Annotated in this window: 13 protein-coding genes; 6 read left to right on the top strand and 7 right to left on the bottom strand. The window is 74.7% G+C overall.

Annotated features, from left to right (window positions below):
- Positions 1-316: 316 nt before the first annotated feature.
- The 3 genes from ABZ497_RS19735 to ABZ497_RS19725 all read right to left on the bottom strand — a co-directional run bounded on the left by ABZ497_RS19735 (position 317) and on the right by ABZ497_RS19725 (position 3,961).
- On the bottom strand, positions 317-2,359 hold the full coding sequence (locus tag ABZ497_RS19735; protein ID WP_359806877.1) for a hypothetical protein: 2,043 nt from the start codon (positions 2,357-2,359) through the stop codon (positions 317-319).
- Positions 2,360-2,494: 135 nt separating this feature from the next.
- Positions 2,495-3,385, bottom strand: coding sequence for a TetR/AcrR family transcriptional regulator (locus tag ABZ497_RS19730; protein ID WP_359806874.1), 891 nt, complete (start codon positions 3,383-3,385; stop codon positions 2,495-2,497).
- Positions 3,386-3,448: 63 nt separating this feature from the next.
- On the bottom strand, positions 3,449-3,961 hold the full coding sequence (locus ABZ497_RS19725; protein ID WP_329490745.1) for an NUDIX domain-containing protein: 513 nt from the start codon (positions 3,959-3,961) through the stop codon (positions 3,449-3,451).
- Between the two features lie 75 nt (positions 3,962-4,036).
- On the opposite strand from ABZ497_RS19725, the gene ABZ497_RS19720 reads away from it, so the two are divergent.
- A complete protein-coding gene (locus ABZ497_RS19720) occupies positions 4,037-5,260 on the top strand; it encodes a serine hydrolase domain-containing protein (protein WP_359806871.1) in 1,224 nt (407 codons plus the stop codon).
- Between the two features lie 6 nt (positions 5,261-5,266).
- On the opposite strand, the gene ABZ497_RS19715 is transcribed toward ABZ497_RS19720, so the two are convergent.
- Positions 5,267-5,590, bottom strand: coding sequence for a nuclear transport factor 2 family protein (locus tag ABZ497_RS19715; RefSeq protein ID WP_329490747.1), 324 nt, complete (start codon positions 5,588-5,590; stop codon positions 5,267-5,269).
- A gap of 145 nt (positions 5,591-5,735) precedes the next feature.
- Between ABZ497_RS19715 and ABZ497_RS19710 the strand changes: the two genes are divergently transcribed.
- Positions 5,736-6,164, top strand: coding sequence for a DUF6325 family protein (locus ABZ497_RS19710; protein ID WP_329490748.1), 429 nt, complete (start codon positions 5,736-5,738; stop codon positions 6,162-6,164).
- A gap of 7 nt (positions 6,165-6,171) precedes the next feature.
- The gene (locus ABZ497_RS19705; RefSeq protein ID WP_359806867.1) at positions 6,172-6,444 is read left to right on the top strand and encodes an SHOCT domain-containing protein; all 273 of its coding nucleotides are present in this window, start codon (positions 6,172-6,174) and stop codon (positions 6,442-6,444) included.
- A 156-nt stretch (positions 6,445-6,600) separates the two neighbouring features.
- Here the strand turns inward: ABZ497_RS19705 and ABZ497_RS19700 are convergent, their stop codons facing one another.
- Positions 6,601-8,124, bottom strand: a complete 1,524-nt coding sequence (locus ABZ497_RS19700; RefSeq protein ID WP_359806864.1) for an aldehyde dehydrogenase family protein — start codon at positions 8,122-8,124, stop codon at positions 6,601-6,603.
- A 293-nt stretch (positions 8,125-8,417) separates the two neighbouring features.
- Positions 8,418-9,365 (bottom strand): terpene cyclase, encoded by a 948-nt coding sequence (locus ABZ497_RS19695; RefSeq protein WP_352292410.1) that lies wholly within the window; start codon positions 9,363-9,365, stop codon positions 8,418-8,420.
- A 291-nt stretch (positions 9,366-9,656) separates the two neighbouring features.
- Between ABZ497_RS19695 and ABZ497_RS19690 the strand changes: the two genes are divergently transcribed.
- Both ABZ497_RS19690 and ABZ497_RS19685 read left to right on the top strand, forming a co-directional pair.
- The gene (locus ABZ497_RS19690) at positions 9,657-12,647 is read left to right on the top strand and encodes an AAA family ATPase (protein ID WP_329490752.1); all 2,991 of its coding nucleotides are present in this window, start codon (positions 9,657-9,659) and stop codon (positions 12,645-12,647) included.
- Between the two features lie 366 nt (positions 12,648-13,013).
- Positions 13,014-14,096 (top strand): aldose epimerase family protein, encoded by a 1,083-nt coding sequence (locus ABZ497_RS19685; protein ID WP_359806859.1) that lies wholly within the window; start codon positions 13,014-13,016, stop codon positions 14,094-14,096.
- 146 nt (positions 14,097-14,242) lie between these two features.
- Here ABZ497_RS19685 and ABZ497_RS19680 read toward each other — a convergent pair whose 3' ends face one another.
- On the bottom strand, positions 14,243-14,749 hold the full coding sequence (locus ABZ497_RS19680) for a GNAT family N-acetyltransferase (protein ID WP_359806857.1): 507 nt from the start codon (positions 14,747-14,749) through the stop codon (positions 14,243-14,245).
- 308 nt (positions 14,750-15,057) lie between these two features.
- Between ABZ497_RS19680 and ABZ497_RS19675 the strand changes: the two genes are divergently transcribed.
- Complete coding sequence (locus tag ABZ497_RS19675) at positions 15,058-16,335, top strand: extracellular solute-binding protein (RefSeq protein ID WP_359806855.1); 1,278 nt, start codon at positions 15,058-15,060, stop codon at positions 16,333-16,335.
- The last annotated feature ends 86 nt before the right edge of the window (positions 16,336-16,421 follow it).

The following is a 16,421-nucleotide window of genomic DNA, read 5'->3' as shown; positions in this document are numbered from 1 at the left end:
GGCTCCTGTCCTGGGGCCTCCGGGCATGCCGGGTCGCCCCGTTACCTGTGGGGAGGTGTCAGGTGCGTGGAGCAGCGTGCGGGAGCTCCGGGCCGTCGGGCGGCGCGGAACCGGAGACCTCCGGCCGTCGGGGTGCCGTCAGGATCCTGTGCTCCCCGAGGGTAGGGAGCCGGTCGGCAACTGGCAATAGGTCTGTACCAGTTGACGGTGGTGGACATGGCGGGCGGCGCGGTCGCCGGTCGGTGGGCCGGGGGCGGACGCGCACCGGCGGCCGCCCCTGGTGCGGGGCGGCCGCCGGTGCGGGGCGGTCCGGGCCTCAGCCGAAGGGGCTGGTCTCCGGCGCGGCGGCCGGTGCGGCCTCGGGGGCGGCGGGGATGTCGGCCGGCAGCGGGGCGAAGGGGTTGAAGTCCGGCGGCGGAACCATCACCGGGGTGCCCTTGGGGCCGCGCGCCGGGTCGTCCGGCCCGTCCTCGGCCGTCGGCAGGGTGACGGTCGGCGCGGGGACGGTCGGCGGCGCCGAGGGTGGCGGCGGCACGGCGGCGGGCGGCTGCGGGAGGGTGGTGCCGAACGGGTCGCTCGGCCGGTCCTCGGCCGTCACCGTGCCGAACGGGTCGGCGGCCCGGGTGGCGGCCGGTGCGGCCTCGGGGGCGGCGGGGGCGGTGGTGTCGGCCGGCAGCGGGGCGAAGGGGTCGAAGTCCGGCGGCGGGACCATCACCGGCGTGCCCTTGGGGCCCCGCTCCGGGTCGTCGGCGGTCTCCGGCACGGTGGTGTCGGTGAGCGTCGCGGCCTGGGGGGCGAAGGGGTCGAAGTCCGGCGGCGGGACCATGACGGGGGTGCCCTTGGGGCGCCGCTCGGCCGCCTCCGGACTGTCGTCCGGCACCAGGAGGGGCTCGACGGGCGTCGGGTCGGCCTCGGGGGCGAAGGGGTTGAAGTCGGCCGGGGGGACCCGGACCGGCGTGCCGCGCAGGTGGACCGGCAGCTGCGTGGCGTCGTCCGGAGCGGGCGCGGCGGCCTGCTCCGGGACGGCTTCGGCGGCGAACCCGGCCGTCGCGGCGAGCGGTTCGGCCGCCGGAACGGGCGTCGGAGCCGGGGCCGGAACCGGGTACGGCTCGGCGGGGACGCCGTGGGCGGGGGTCGCGGCGGGCGCCGGCGCGAAGGCGCGGATCGGCGGGGCCAGCTGCCCGGCCACGCCGTCCCAGCCGAACTGGACGCTCTTCAGCAGCTCGGCGAAGGCCTCCGTGTACAGCTCCCAGTCCTGCTGCTGCGCCGTCGTGAGCTGGACGCAGAGCACCGAGACACCGTCCGGCAGCGGCACGAACGCCTCCACCACCGAGGTGACCGCCCAGCGGCGCCGGCCGTCGTCGGCGAGCGGACCGGGCACGGGGACGCTGCGGCCCTCGACCAGGACGGCGGCCGGGCCGGCCGGCAGCAGCACCGTCCAGACCTCGGCGTGCCGGCGGACGGTGGCCAGTTCGGTGGCCAGCCCGGAGATCGGCAGCGGGTGGCGGGCGAGCGAGACCACCAGGGTGGCCTCGGTCGGTCGGCCGGCCACCTCCAGGGCGCAGACCCCGGCGTAGACCGTGCCCGAGGCGGTGATGGTGTCGGCCAGGGACGCGGCGATCACCGCGAAGTCGCGGCGCGGCGCCGGACCGGTGCCGCTGAACAGCTCCTCGGCGACCTCGGCCAGGTGCGCGGTCAGCTCGGCGGCGGCCGCACCGGTGGCCGGGTCGACGCCCTTGGCGGTGGCCACCGCGTCGGCCCCGGCCGGGCCGGCGGGCACGGTACGGGCGGAGACGCCGACCGGGCCGCCCGGGGAGGTCAGCGGGTGGAAGCCGGGCGGGACGACCAGGCGGACCTCGGCGCCGGCGCCGGTGGCGAGCTCCACCGGCTGCCGGGTCTGCTGTCCGGCGGCGAGCGCCGCCAGCGCGGCGGCGAACGGCGGGCGCAGCTCGGGGGCGGCGACCTCGCCGGCCACCGGCAGCCCGAACAGCGCGGCCGTGGCGGTGCCCCGGTCGGCCACCGCGCCGCGCACCGGGCCGCCGCCGTACCGCGCGAGCAGCGCGTCGCCGGCCAGCTCGGCCAGCGGGGCGCCGGTGCCCGGGCGGGCCGTCCCGGCGGTGACCACGGTGCCGAGCCGGTCGACGGCGTCGTGCACCGGACCGTTGGGCGCCAGTGGGAGGTTGAACAGGGCCTCGGCCGCCGGGTGGGCGCCGGCGGTCAGGGCCGTCAGCGAGGCCGCCGGGTGGCGCGAGGTGTGCTTCTCGAAGAGGGCTTCGGTGAGCGCGCCGAGCGTCGCGGACACCTGCTCCGCCGGGGCGAAGGGATTGGCCTCCGTGGTGAACTGGCCGTCCTGGGTCAACTGATGAGCCCCCCGCTCTGCTGCGTGTGCGTTGGTGGTTCGGCGGATCCGGGCGCGCTCCTGACCGGCGCGGCGTCAGATCCGTGCCCATTCCTATCAGAGGCCGCCGCTGTGGCAGAACCGGCGTCCGCCGGTTCAGTCCGCGGGCTCGACCGCCAGCGCGGCGACCGCGTCCGCGATGCCGGGAACGGCGAACAGGCCCCCGAGTTCGCGCACCAGCCGCCCGGCCGGGCCGGCGGGGCGCTCGGCGGCGAAGAAGCCGGCGAGTTCGGCGGCCAGCGCGGGCTCCCGGGCGGCGGTCAGCGTCAGGGCCGCGACGAACTCCTGGACCAGGTGCAGCTGGAGCTCCTCCAGCGGCACCGAGCGCTCGCCCAGCCACTCCAGCGAGGTGATCTCGGCGTTGGCGATCCAGGCGCGGACGGTCAGCCGCAGGCCCGGACTCGGCGAGGGGACCGCCAGGTGGCTCAGGATCTGGTCGTGCGCGGCCCGCCGGACTTCGTCGATCACCGCCGACGTCCCGGCGCTGGCCGCCACCGAGCCGCCGCGCAGCAGCGCGGCGAAGCCGGGACCGTGGCTCTGCACGAAGTCCAGGTAGCGGCCCATCACCCGGTACAGCCGCTCGGAGAGCGGGCCGTCGGCGGGCTCCTCGAAGCGGCCGGCCAGCTCGCGGCCGGCCCGGCGCAGCGACTCCTCGTACAGCGCCTGCTTGCCGGGGAAGTAGTGGTAGACCAGCGGGCGGGAGGCGCCGGCGGCGGCCGCGATGTCGTCGATCGACACCTCCTCGGGCGGGCGCCGGCTGAAGAGGTCCAGGGCGACGGCGATCAGCTGCTCGCGCCGCTCGTCCACGCTGAGCCGCCGGCGCGGGCGCTCGCCGCCCTTCCCGGCCGGTGCGCCGGCGGCGGTGCCGCCGGGTGCCGCGAGGTCCGGGGTCGCGCCGTCCGGGGCGCCGGTGCGGTCGGCGGCCCGGCCGCTGCTCCGGGCGGTGCGCGGGGACGTGGGCGCCGCCGACGGCGTACGGGAAGCCATGGGCGTCACCCTATCCGGCCCCGGCGGCTGCCGTGGATCTTGTCCGGTGGCCGGGAACCGGGCCTACCGCGCCGGGTGCCGCTCCCGGTAGCGGCGGTACGCCTCCAGGCCGTCCGGCACGAACGCGTCGGCCGCCAGCCGGGCGTCCAGCTCCTCCGGGGTCAGCCAGGCGTGCCAGGCGACCTCGGACTCCTGCGGCGCGACCGGGCCGTCCCAGCGCGCCTCGTACAGGTCGCACCACCAGGAGAGCCCCTCCTGCCGGAAGAGGAACTTGAACAGCGGGCGCGGCTCGATCCCGCTGACGCCGAGCTCCTCCTCGGCCTCGCGGACGGCGGCGCTCGCGTACGTCTCGCCGGCGCCGACCACGCCGCCGACGAACATGTCGTGGAAGCCGGGCGCGAACAGCTTGGTGTCGGTCCGCCGGTGCACGAAGATCCGCCCGGTCCGGTCGCGGACCAGGATGAACACGCAGCGGTGGGTCAGCCCCCGCCGGTACACCTCCCCGCGCGGGGCGGTCCCGATCACCCGGTCGTGCTCGTCGACGACGTCCAGCAGTTCATCCGCAGGGTTGGTCATGACGGACAGGTTAGGGTTTCCGGGCCCGGTTCGAACGCGGGCACGACAGGATTCGGACGACTCCGGGGGCGCGCGGTGACGGAGATCTGGGGCGAGACGGCCGAGGGCTTCGAGCCCGTACGGGAGGCCTTCTCGCGCAACTTCCAGGAGTACGGCGAGCTCGGCGCGGCGTTCGCGCTCTACGTGCGCGGGCGCAAGGTGGTCGACCTGTGGGGCGGCGACGCCCGGCCCGAGGTCGGTGGCCGGCCCGCTCCGGCCGTGCCGTGGACGGCGGACACCGCGCAGGTGCTGCGCTCGGTCACCAAGGGCCTGACCGCGACCACGGCGCTGCTGCTCGCCGAGCGCGGGCAGCTCGACCTGGACGCGCCGGTGGTCTCGTACTGGCCGGAGTTCGGCGCGGCGGGCAAGGGCGCGGTGCCGGTGCGCTGGCTGCTCTCGCACCAGGCCGGGGTGCCGGCGCTGGACGTGCCGCTGCGGCTGGAGGACGTGCTCACCTGGGAGCGGGCGGTCGCGGCCGTGGCCGCGCAGGCGCCGGCCTGGGAGCCCGGCACCGCGCACGGCTACCACCCGTACACCTTCGGCTGGCTGGTCGGCGAGGTGGTCCGCCGGGTCAGCGGGCGCACGGTCGGCCAGTACTTCGCCGAGGAGATCGCCCGGCCGCTCGGCCTCGACCTGTGGATCGGGCTGCCGGCCGGCGCCGCGCCGCGGGTCGGCCGGCTGGTGGACCTGCCCGCCCCGGAGGCCGCCCGGACCGGCCCGAGCGGGCTGCGGCTGCGCCCCAAGCAGGTGGTCCGGGACGCCTACCAGGACCCGGCCTCGCTGACCGCCCGGGCGTTCGCCTCGGTGCGGCCCGGGGTGGACCTCAACGACCCGGCGGTGCAGGCCGCCGAGATCCCCGGGGCGGGCGGGATCGGCACCGCGCGGGCGCTGGCCCGGTTCTACGCGGCGCTCGTCGGCGCGGCCGACCGGGAGGGCGGGGCGCCGGGCACCGTGCCGGCACCGTTGCTGGGGCCGGAGGTGCTGGCCCGCGCGGCCGGGCCGGTGGTCAGCGGGCCGGACCGGGTACTGATCGTCAACTCGACGTTCGGCCTCGGCTTCTTCCGGCACGGCCCGACCGCGCTGATGGCCTCGCCGGCGAGCTTCGGCCACCCGGGCCGGGGCGGCTCGCTCGGCTTCGCCGACCCGGAGCTCGGCCTCGGGTTCGGCTACGTCACCAACGGCATGCAGCCCGGGGTGACGGGAGACGTCCGCTCCCGCCGGCTGATCCACGCGGTGCGCGGCTGCCTCGGGCTGTCCTGAGCGGCGTCAGGCCTGGCCGGTCTCGAAGCGGCTGATCCGGTTGCCGTCGACGACGAAGCGCCAGGCGGTGCGCATCTCGCCCCAGGTCTCGTTGCTGTAGTTGGCGATCAGCGCGCGGCCGCCGTCCGACTCGGACTGGACGTCCATGTGGCCGCGGCTGGTGAAGATCTCACGGTCGATCCAGTCCGCCAGGTCACGGTCGGCGCCGTCGTCGGACATCGTGGCGTCCTCGGTGAGCAGGGCCGTGAAGGCCGCGCGGTCGTTGGCGTTGATCGCGGCGACGGCGGCCCGGACGGTCGGGTCGGAGAGCTTGGCGATGGCGATGGTCACGGTTTCTCCCAGGGTGAAGGGGGACGGGTCTCCTGTCTAAGGCGTCCGCCGGGCGTGTCCGGGCATGTCGGCGGCGCGTCGGTGATTTTCGGTACTCATGTGCTTTGATCCCGATATGGGTGATTTGCTCGCGGAAGGGAGTCCCATGGGTCCGGCCGAACTGCTCGTCCTGGCGTTCCCCCGGCAGACCATCACCGTCGAGGCGGCCACCGTGCTCGGCAAGCTGCGCACCGGGGGCGACATCCGGGTGGTCGACTCGCTGGTGGTCACCCGGCACGTGGACGGGGAGGCGACGTACGGCGAGCTCGCCGACTACGAGGACCTGCGCGGCATCGTCCCGGACGGGCACGCCGACCTGCCGCTGATCGGGCCCGAGGACGCGCAGGAGGCGGCCGAACTGCTGGTGCCGGGCACGGTGGCGCTGCTGGTGCTGATCGAGCACGTCTGGGCGCGGGAGGCCGCCGAGGCCCTGAGCGCCGTCGGCGGGCGGATCGCCTCGGGCGTCCGGATCCCGCCCGAGCACATCGACGAGGCCGTCCGCGCCGCCGAGGCGCACCGCGCGGCCGGGAAGTGAGGACGCCGTGATCCGATCCCCGGGGCCGATCCGGCCGGTGCGGGTGCAGCGGCCGGTGGGCGCGCCGCTGGTGCGCGGACCGGTGCTGGGCGCCGCGGCCGGATCGGCCCCGGGCGGGCCGGTGGACGAGGGTGCCGGACCGGTGAACGAGCCGGTGAACCAGCCGGCGGTCGGGCCGCAGATCGCGGGCATGCTTTTCGACCTGGGCCGGCTGACCCGGCAGGGCCTGCTCACCCCCGAGGAGTTCGCGACCGCGAAGGCGCGGCTGCTCGACGGGTGAGCTCGGGAGAACCGCGGTGCGGCGCCTCGCAGGGGCGCCGCACCGCGGACCACGGGGAGTGGTGGCGGAGTGGGAAGTCGGCCGGTCCGACGTCCCGCTCCGCCTTTCGCGTCCGTCGGGAGCGCCCGGTGCCCGGCCGGGCGTCCGGCGCCCGGCCTAGAAGAAGCCCAGGGCGTCCGGAGAGTAGCTGACCAGCAGGTTCTTGGTCTGCTGGTAGTGCTCCAGCAAGGCCTTGTGGTTCTCCCGGCCGATGCCGGAGTTCTTGTAGCCGCCGAACGCCGCGTGCGCGGGGTAGAGGTGGTAGCAGTTGGTCCAGACCCGCCCGGCCTGGATCGCCCGCCCGGCCCGGTAGGCGGTGGCGCCGTCCCGGCTCCAGACGCCCGCGCCGAGGCCGTACGGGGTGTCGTTGGCCTGGGCGATGCCGTCGTCGAAGTCCTCGAAGCGGGTGACCGAGAGGACCGGGCCGAAGATCTCCTCCTGGAAGATCCGCATGCTGTTCACGCCCTCGAAGACGGTGGGCGTCACGTAGTAGCCGCCGGCCAGCGAGCCGCCGAGGTCGGCCCGCTCGCCACCGGTCAGCACCTTGGCCCCCTCGGCCTGGCCGATCTCGATGTAGGAGAGGATCTTCTTCAGCTGGTCGTCGCTGGCCTGCGCGCCGACCTGGGTCGCGGTGTCCAGCGGGTCGCCCTGGCGGATCGCCCGCACCCGCTCCAGGCCGTCGGAGAGCAGGCGGTCGTAGACGGCGGACTGGATCAGCGCCCGGCTCGGGCAGGTGCAGACCTCGCCCTGGTTGAGGGCGAACATCGCGAAGCCCTCCAGGGTCTTGTCGTAGAAGGCGTCCTGCTCGGCCGCGACGTCCGCGAAGAACAGGTTGGGGCTCTTGCCGCCGAGCTCCAGCGAGACCGGGATCAGATTGCCGCTGGCGTACTGGGAGATGAGCCGGCCGGTGGTGGTCTCGCCGGTGAAGGCTATCTTCCGGATCCGGGGGCTGGAGGCCAGCGGGCGGCCGGCCTCCAGGCCGAAGCCGTTGACCACGTTGAGCACGCCGGGCGGCAGCAGGTCCGCGGTGAGCTCGACCAGCAGCAGGATCGAGGCCGGGGTCTGCTCGGCGGGCTTGAGCACCACCGCGTTGCCGGCCGCCAGCGCCGGGGCGAGCTTCCAGACCGCCATCAGGATCGGGAAGTTCCACGGGATGATCTGGCCGACCACGCCCAGCGGCTCGTGGAAGTGGTACGCCACGGTGTCCTCGTCCAGCTGGGAGAGGCCGCCCTCCTGGGCGCGCAGCGCGCCCGCGAAGTAGCGCAGGTGGTCGACGGCCAGCGGCAGGTCGGCGGCCAGCGTCTCGCGCACCGGCTTGCCGTTGTCCCAGGTCTCCGCGACCGCCAGCTCCTCCAGGTGGTCGGCGATCCGGTCGGCCATCCGCAGCAGCACCTGGGCGCGTTCGGCGGGCGGGGTGCGGCCCCAGGCCGGGGCGGCGGCGTGGGCGGCGTCGAGCGCGGCCTCGATGTCCTCGGCGGTGCCGCGGGCGACCTCGGTGAAGACCTCCCCGGTGACCGGGCTGGGGTTCTCGAAGTACTCGCCGCGGACCGGCGGCGTCCAGCGGCCGCCGATCCAGTGCTCGTAGCGGGGCCGGTAGGCGACGATGCTTCCGGGCTGACCCGGGGGCAGGTAGACCGTCATGTGCTGGGTGCCTCCTCGCGCTGTCGGGGCACCGCCGCGGCACGCGGGCCGGGCGGTGCGCCGGGCCGCACCGGCGGCCCGGCGGAGGGGTGCGGCCGTGCACGCGGGCGGGGCGCCGCCGGGGCGCCCCGCCGCTGGGCGTGTCGGACACGCCCTGGCACCCTAGCCGCGGACGGCGCCCCGCGGCTACCGTCCGTACGGGAGGGGTCCACGGAGGGTGCGCGTTCCGGCCGATTCCCGCCACGGCCGGGGCCCGGCGTTCGGGACCGCCCGGCCGGCGCGGGGCGGTCCGGTCAGGCGGACTGGTACCGGCCGGTGCGCGACTCCCAACTGAGGTAGCCGGCCAGCCAGGTGACCAGGCCGTCGGCGTACCGCCCGGCGATCGCCCGCTCCACCCGGGCCAGGCCCAGCTCCCGGAAGACGTCGGGGAGTTGGGCATGCAGCTGGCGGCAGCGCTCGACCATCAGCTGGGCCTCGGCCATCACCACGGCGCAGGCCTCCTCGGCCGAGCAGCGGCGCTCCCGCTGCACGATCATCACCAGGTTGTTGACGTCGCCGCGCGGGGCCTCCAGGGGGAAGGACCGGACGTCGTTGCTGAGCGAGGGGATGTCGGCGGCGAGCTGGCGCAGTTGACGCAGGACCGGGTGGTGGAGCACGGCGGCGGGCACCTCGAAGTTGCCGAGCCGCTCCACCATGTCGAAGATCGTCTCCATCGCGGCGGTGCCCCGCCTGAGCACCAGGTACCCGTCGCGGTCCGGCGGGCGCGCGGAGATCCGTCCGGCGGCCTCGGCCGGGTGACTGGCCAGGTACCACTCCCAGTTGTAGGCCGCGCGGGCCTGCCAGCGGGCGGGCATGCCGCGCACGCTGCGGTCCCAGAGGTCCGCGAACGCCGTCTCGACGGGGGAGGAGGCATCGGGGCGCGCGCCGTGCAGGACGGCGATCAGCCGCTCGCAGATCGGGGCGACCTCGGTGGGGCGCCGGCCCAGCGGGCCGTCGAACTGGTCGTCGAAGAGGAAGTAGAAGCCCATCAGGTCTGCGGCCAGGGCGAGTTCGTCCGGCCCCGAGTCCGGGTAGCCGAGGGCGGCGAGGTCGACCACGTCCCAGTGGGCGTAGGAGGGGTGCGCCGGATCCGGGAGCAGCGGATGCCGGGTCAGCCAGGCGCGGTGCAGCTCGGCGGCGTGCGGGCCGTGCGGGCTGCGGCGGTGCGGGAACGGAATCTGAAGTGAGGTGTCGTCAGACATCGGACTCCCGGTGCGGCGGAGGGTGGGGGCGCTGGCGGTACTCGTGCTGATTGTGGGGGAGTTGGTGCGGCGGGTTTCCATCAGGGGGTCCCACAAGGAAGATCAACTCGGTGGGAATGCCGTAGAGTATCGGATGCAATGATCGGACGTTAGGGATATAGGGCAATTGCCCTTGGCAAGCCGTCCGAACCCTCAATCTCGGCCCCAGCCTGCGCGAATGCTGCGCAACGCGCCCCCAGCGGCGCTAATCTCGGCTCCACGGGCAGGGAACGGTGAGGCGGAGGCACGACGGTGACCGAGCAGCGACACGAACTTCGGGCGGAGGCGGCCGGCGCGGAGAAGCAGGACGCGGACGCCCTGTCACCCCGGGTCAGGCTGCGCGACCGCGACGCCGAACTCCGGTCGGCCGAAGCCGCGGTGGAGAAGCTCTGCCGGGAGTTCGCGGCCGGCGGCACCGAGATCGGCGAGCTGCTCACGTTCTCCGGCCGGCCCGGCATCGGCAAGACCAGCCTGCTCCACGAGGTCCGCCGGATCGCCAAGCTCCGCGAGGGCGCCACGGTGCTCTTCGCCCGCGGCGGCGAGCGCCAGTTCAACGAGCCGTACCACGTCCTGCGCCAGCTGCTCCAGCCCGTCCTCGGCGACCTCGCCCCCGACGAGTTCCGGCAGGTGATGGGCACCTGGGAAGAGGTCGTCGGACCGGCCATGGGCCTCAAGCAGCCGAAGAGCGGGGCCCGCCGACTCGATCCGCAGGGCGTGCGCGACGGCCTCGACTACGTCCTCACCCAGCTCGCCCCGCGGCGCGCCCCGCTGGTGATGATCGTCGACGACCTGCACTGGGCCGACCTCGAATCGCTCGGCTGGCTCACCCAGTTCGCCGTCCGGGCCCGCGAGTTGCCCGTCCTGCTGGTCTTCGCCTACCGGGAGGACGCCGCCGACTGGCAGCCCGAGGCCCAGGACCAGCGGTGCGCCGTCACCGGGCTCGCCACCCGCCGGCACGAGCTCAGCAGGCTCTCGCTGGTCTCCGTCACCGACATGATCCGCGCCGAGTTCGGGGCGAAGGCCGAGGACTCCTTCTGCTACGAGTTCTGGAACGTCGTCAACGGCAATCCCTACGAGGCCGTCGCCCTGCTCGACCAGGTCCGCGACCAGGCGCTCGAACCGGTCGAGGAGAACTCCCAGCAACTGCGCGAACTCGCCGTCGACGCCACCGGGATGACCCTCAAGCGCTGGCTGGACCGGCTCGGCGCGACCACCCTGCGGTTCGCCTGGGCCGCCGCGATGCTCGGCACCGACATCCGGCCCGAGCTCGCGGCCCGGATCTCCACCCAGAGCGCCGAGGGCTCCCGCGAATCCATCAAGCAGCTGCGCCGCCAGCGCGTCCTCACCCAGACGCCCAACGGGAACCTGGAGTTCGTCCACCCGCTGATCGGCAGCTCGATCTACAACACCATGCCGGAGTCCACCCGCACCGGGATGCACGGCGTGGCCGCCGCCGAGATCGAGAACGCCGGACTCGGCCTGCTCGCGGCCTCCCGCCACCTGGTGGAGACCTTCCCCGGCGAGGGCGACGACCGCACCGTCCGCAAGCTGCGCCGGGCCGCGCAGGAGCACCTGATGATCGGCGCGCCCGAGGCCGCCCAGCGCTGCCTGCACCGCGCGCTCGCCGAGCCGCCGGACGACGAGGACCGCGCCGAGGTGCTCTACGAGCTCGGCTGCTCCGCCCTGCTGACCGACCCCGGCGCGACCGTCAACCAGCTGCGGCTCGCGCTCGACCCCGAGGAGGGCCCGCTGCGCCCCGCCCTGCGGGTGGACGCCACCTTCCGGCTCTCGGAGGTCCTCGCGCACAGCGGCCAGCTCGGCGAGGCCGCGCGGGTCTGCCAGGAGGAGGCCGAGCAGACGGTCGGCGACCCGGCCGGTCGGCTCCGGCTGGAGGCCGCCTCGTTCATGTGGCACGCCTACCGCAAGTCCGAGGAGGACGGGCCGGGCCGCTCGGAACGGCTGGGCGCGCTCTGCCGCAGCCTCACCGGCCGCGAGGCCGCCGACCGGGCGGTCCTCGCGTTGCGCGCCTGGGACCTCACCCTGCGCGGCGAGCCCTCCGCCGAGGTGCTGCGCCACGCGGACCAGGTGCTCGACCAGGGCCGGCTGCCCAAGGGCCTCGGCTGGACCGACAACACCTGGGGCTTCGAACTGCCCGCCACGCTCGGTCTCTCGTACACCTACAGCGACCGCATCGCGCAGGCCGAGCGGCTCTTCGGGGACGCCATCGTCCAGTTCGAGGTGGCCGGCTGGAGCGGCGCGCACCGCGGCTTCGCGTACTTCCTGATGGGCCTGGCCCGGTTCCGCCGGGGCCTGCTCGCCGAGGCCGAGGACTTCCTGCGCCGCGCGCTGCGGCTCTCCGAGCGGATCGGCCCCAAGCTGCCGCTCGCCTGGGACGCGGTCGGCGTCCTGGTGGACACCCTGATCGCCCGCGGCCGGATCAACGAGGCCTGGGAGCTCGCCAGCGGCTTCGGGTTCAGCCCGCCGTACCACGAGACCGCGATGGTGCTGCCGGACGCGGCCTCGCTCTACGGCAAGCTGCTGCTCGCCAAGGGCCGCAACGCCGGGGCCGCCGCCGCGCTCACCCAGGCCGGTGCCCAACTGGACGCCCGGGGCTGGCACAACACCGTCTGGGCGCCCTGGGCCGGCCACCTCGCCATCGCGCTCGCGCAGGACGAACCTGACAGCGCCCGCGCCTACGCGGAGCGGTCCGTCCGCGACGCCCGCCGCTTCGGCACCGCCTCGGCGATCGGGACCGCGCTGCGGCTGCACGCCCAGATCGAGGACGGCCAGCAGGCGGTGGAGCTGCTGGAGCAGGCCGTGCGCCACCTCGGCCAGTCGCCCGCCGGGTACGAGCACGCCGTCGCCCTGGTGGAGCTCGGTGCCGCGCTGCGCCGGGTCGGCCGGCTGGAGGACGCCCAGGAGTACCTGTACCAGGGCATCGAACTGGCCCAGCACTGCGCCGCCGACGGCCTGGTCGAGCAGGCCCGCCGCGAGCTGGCCAACTACGGCCTGCGGCCCAACCGGCTGGCGGACGTCCGGGAGATCCTCAGCCAGCCCGAGTGGGACGTCGCCCGGCTCGCCGTCCGCGGATTGCCGGCCCAGCGGATCGCCGAGGAGCTCGGCGTCCACCTGAGCCTGGTCAACCGGCGGCTGGCGGCCGTCTACCGCAAGGCGGGCAGCGGGCCGGACGGCCTGGCTTCCGCCCTCGGCATGCCGCCCGAGCAGCCCGGCAGTGCGGACTAGCCCGGCGGCACGGACCAGTACGGCACCAGGGACCAGTACGGCACCAGGGACCAGTACGGCACCAGGGATCAGCACGACAGGACGATCCGGCACGACAGGACGAACCAGCCCGGCGGTACGGGCCGACGCGGCGCCTCGGGGAGCGGCGGGTCGGACCGGTACCCCGGGGCGGTGCGCGCGACGCGGCGGAGCGTCGGAGCGGCGCGCGAGGGACCGGTGGACGGCAGTGGGACAACGGCGCGCGGGGGCGACATGAGCGCCCTCGCCACCGGCCCGCTGACTAGGCTGGCCCACGGGGCTGCGGGCCCCGGACGGACCCGGTACCAGGGGCCGCGGCACGCCGCGGCCGTCAGTGAGGAGCACGACATGTCGACGCCCCCGGCGAACGGCTCGCAGCCGACCAGCGTGCGGCACGAACCCCTCGAACCCGCGGGCGCAGGCGCCGCGATCGAGCGCTGGACCCTACGGGCCGGCCCGTACGAGGCGAGCGTGCTGACCCTCGGCGCCACCCTGCACACCCTGAGCGGCCCCGACCGGGCCGGCCGGACCGGGCAACTGCTGCTCTCCTCCGACCGGTTGGCCGAGATCCTCGGCCCGGCCCGGCACTACGGCACCGTCGTCGGCCGCTACGCCAACCGCATCGACGGCAGCAAGGTCACCATCGACGGGGAGGAGCACCCGCTCGCCCCGACCGGCGGCGGCATGACCCTGCACGGCGGCCCGGACGGCTTCGCCCACCGGATGTGGGAGGCCGAGGAACTGCCCACCGGTGTCCGGCTGCACCTGCACAGCCCCGACGGCGACCAGGGGTTCCCCGGCGCGCTCGACGTCACCGTCGACTACACACTGACCTCCGCCGGCGAGCTGACGATCGCCTACCGCGCCGTCACCGGCCGGCCGACCGTGATCAACCTGACCAACCACGCGTACTTCAACCTCGCCGGCGAGGGCAACGGGGACATCCTCGGCCACCTGCTCACCCTCGACGCCGACGCCTACTCCCCGGCCGACGAGCGCCAGATCCCCTACGGCCGCACCGAGCCGGTGGCCGGGACGCCGTTCGACTTCACCGTCGCCCGGCCGATCGGCAAGTCGGTGCACGACGAGCACCCGCAGCTGACCGGTCCCGGCGGCTACGACCACAACTGGGTGCTGCGCCCGCGTCCGGCCGACGGCACCCCCGCCCGGGCGGCGCTGCTGGAGGAGCCGGTCGGCGGCCGCACGCTGGAGGTACTGACCACCGAGCCGGGGCTGCAGGTCTACACGGCCAACAAGTTCCAGGGCGCGGTGACCGGCGCGAGCGGCGTCCCGTACGGGCCGTTCGCCGGGATCGCGCTGGAGACCCAGCACTTCCCGGACTCCCCGCACCACCCGGACTTCCCCAGCACCGAGCTGCGGCCGGGGGAGGAGTTCCGCTCGACGACCGTGCTGCGCCTCGGCGTGAGCTGAGCCGGCCCGGTGGCGGCGCGGGGCCCGGGGCGGTCCCCCGGACCCCGGGTCGGCCCCTGACCCCCTAGCCGCGCCTCTCGCCCCCGGTGAGGCCCCTCGCCCCCCGGAGCCCGGCCGGCCGCGCCATGAGCCGGCCGGCCGGGCCGTCAGCGTGCCGGGAGCTCCCGGCGCATGCAGAGCCGGGGCCAGCGGTCCAGGCCGTGCTCGGCCTCCCGGCGGCGGATCTCCCGCAGGCCGGGGGTGATCTCGCCGTCGGCGAGCGGCCGGAAGCCGCAGCGCGCGTAGTAGGGCGCGTTCCACGGCACGTCGGCGAAGGTGGTGAGGGTCAGCGCGGGCGCGTCGGTGCCCGCCGCGAGGTGCTCGATCAGCGCCCGCCCGATCCCCCGCCGCGCGTGGCCGGGGTGGACCGAGACCTGTTCGACGTGCAGGGCGCCGTCCACCGGCTCGGCCAGCAGGTACGCGACGGGTGTTCCCCCGGCGCCGGGCGCGACCAGCGCGACGCCCTCGTCCAGGTAGCGGGCGAGTTCCTGCGGGGTGGGCGGCTCGTCCTCGGCGATCTCCGGCATCCCGATGGCGGCGAACGGCGCCCCGGCGGCCCGTTCCAGTGCGCACAGCAGCGGCAGGTCTTCTCGCGTGGCGGCTCGGATCAGCATCCGTCCAGTCTGCTGCAAGGGCCTTGCCGCAACCCAGCGTATTGTCCGACGGTCGGGTAACGGGGCGAACCGGACATAAGGATTCAGGATCTTCTCCTGTCAACTACCGTGCGGCTACGTCCAGGACACGTGGGCGTAACGATCGGCGATTCTTGCAGAAACTTGCTGCAAGGGCTTTCGGTGACGATTGCGCCGCTGTTAACTTCCTTCCCGAGCCCGACCGCGGTAACGGTGCGGTCGGGACGAGGCAGCCATTATGCGCCTGTCTCACACATCTCGGGCACCCCCACCCCTCCCAAGGAGTTCTCATGCGGCGTGGCATCGCGGCCTCTGCCCTCGTTGTGGCCCTCGCGGTCTCGATGGCTGCCTGTGGCAGCAGCGGCTCCAGCTCGGACGGCAAGGCCGACGGGCCGGTCACCCTCACGTACTGGGACACGTCCAACGCGACCAACGAGGCGCCGAACTACCAGGAACTCGCCAAGAAGTTCGAGGCTGCCAACCCGAACGTCAAGGTCGACTTCGTCAACGTGCCGTTCGACCAGGCGCAGAACAAGCTCCAGACCGCCATGGGGGCCAAGGGCGCGCCGGACGTCTTCCGCGCCGAGGTCGGCTGGACCGCGGCCTTCGCGAAGGCCGGCTACCTGGAGCCCCTCGACGGCACCCCGGCCGCCGTCGACTCCGCCGCCTTCCAGCCCACCCTGGTCCAGCAGGCCAAGTACGGGGGCAAGATCTACGGCATCCCGCTGGTCACCGACACCCTGGGCCTGCTCTACAACAAGGAGCTCTTCACCAAGGCCGGCATCACCGCCGCGCCGAAGACCTGGGACGAGCTGAAGACCGCCGCCGCCACCGTCAAGGAGAAGGCCGGCGTGGACGGCTTCTGGCTGAAGGCCGCCGACGGCTACTACGCGATGCCGTTCCTGTTCGGCGAGGGCACCGACACCGTCGACGCCGCCGGCAAGAAGATCACCGTCACCTCGCCCGAGGCCGTCAAGGGCATCGAGACCTACAAGTCGATGTTCACCTCGCCGGGCACCGCCAAGGCCGACGTCACCACCGACGCCTACGCGCACATGATGGACGCCTTCAACAGCGGCAAGGTCGCGGCGATCATCCAGGGCCCCTGGGAGATCACCAACATCTACAAGGGCTCCGCGTTCGCCGACAAGACCAACCTCGGCATCGCCGCCGTCCCGGCCGGCTCCAGCGGCAAGTCCGGCGCCCCCACCGGCGGCCACAACATCTCGGTCTACGCGGGCGCCGACAAGGCCCACAAGGCCGCGGCGGAGAAGTTCGCCGCCTTCATGACCTCGGCCGAGAGCCAGGCCTTCATCGCGCAGAAGAACTCCACCCTGCCGACCCGCGCCGACGCCTTCACCCCCGAGGTCAAGGCCGACCCCGGCATCGCCGGCTTCCAGGCCGTGCTGGACAGCGCCCGGCCGCGCCCCGAACTGCCGGAGTACAGCTCGCTGTTCGCCTCGCTCGGCACCAACCTCGGCAAGGTGGTCCAGGGCACCTCCACCCAGGACGGCCTGAACACCGTCGCCACCGACTACGCCAAGCTCCTCCCGGGCTTCGCCAAGTAGTCACCCGGCCGTCCGGCCCGCCGCCACCTCCCGGCGGGCCGGACGGCCAGACCCTTAGCAGCAGTCGCCGAAGCGAGGCGGCGGAC

Origin of the sequence: Kitasatospora sp. NPDC005751, from assembly GCF_040630835.1 — a bacterium.
Classification (GTDB): domain Bacteria; phylum Actinomycetota; class Actinomycetes; order Streptomycetales; family Streptomycetaceae; genus Kitasatospora.
The sequence above is the reverse complement of the archived record's forward strand: the minus strand, read 5'-3'. Positions and strand labels throughout refer to the sequence as shown.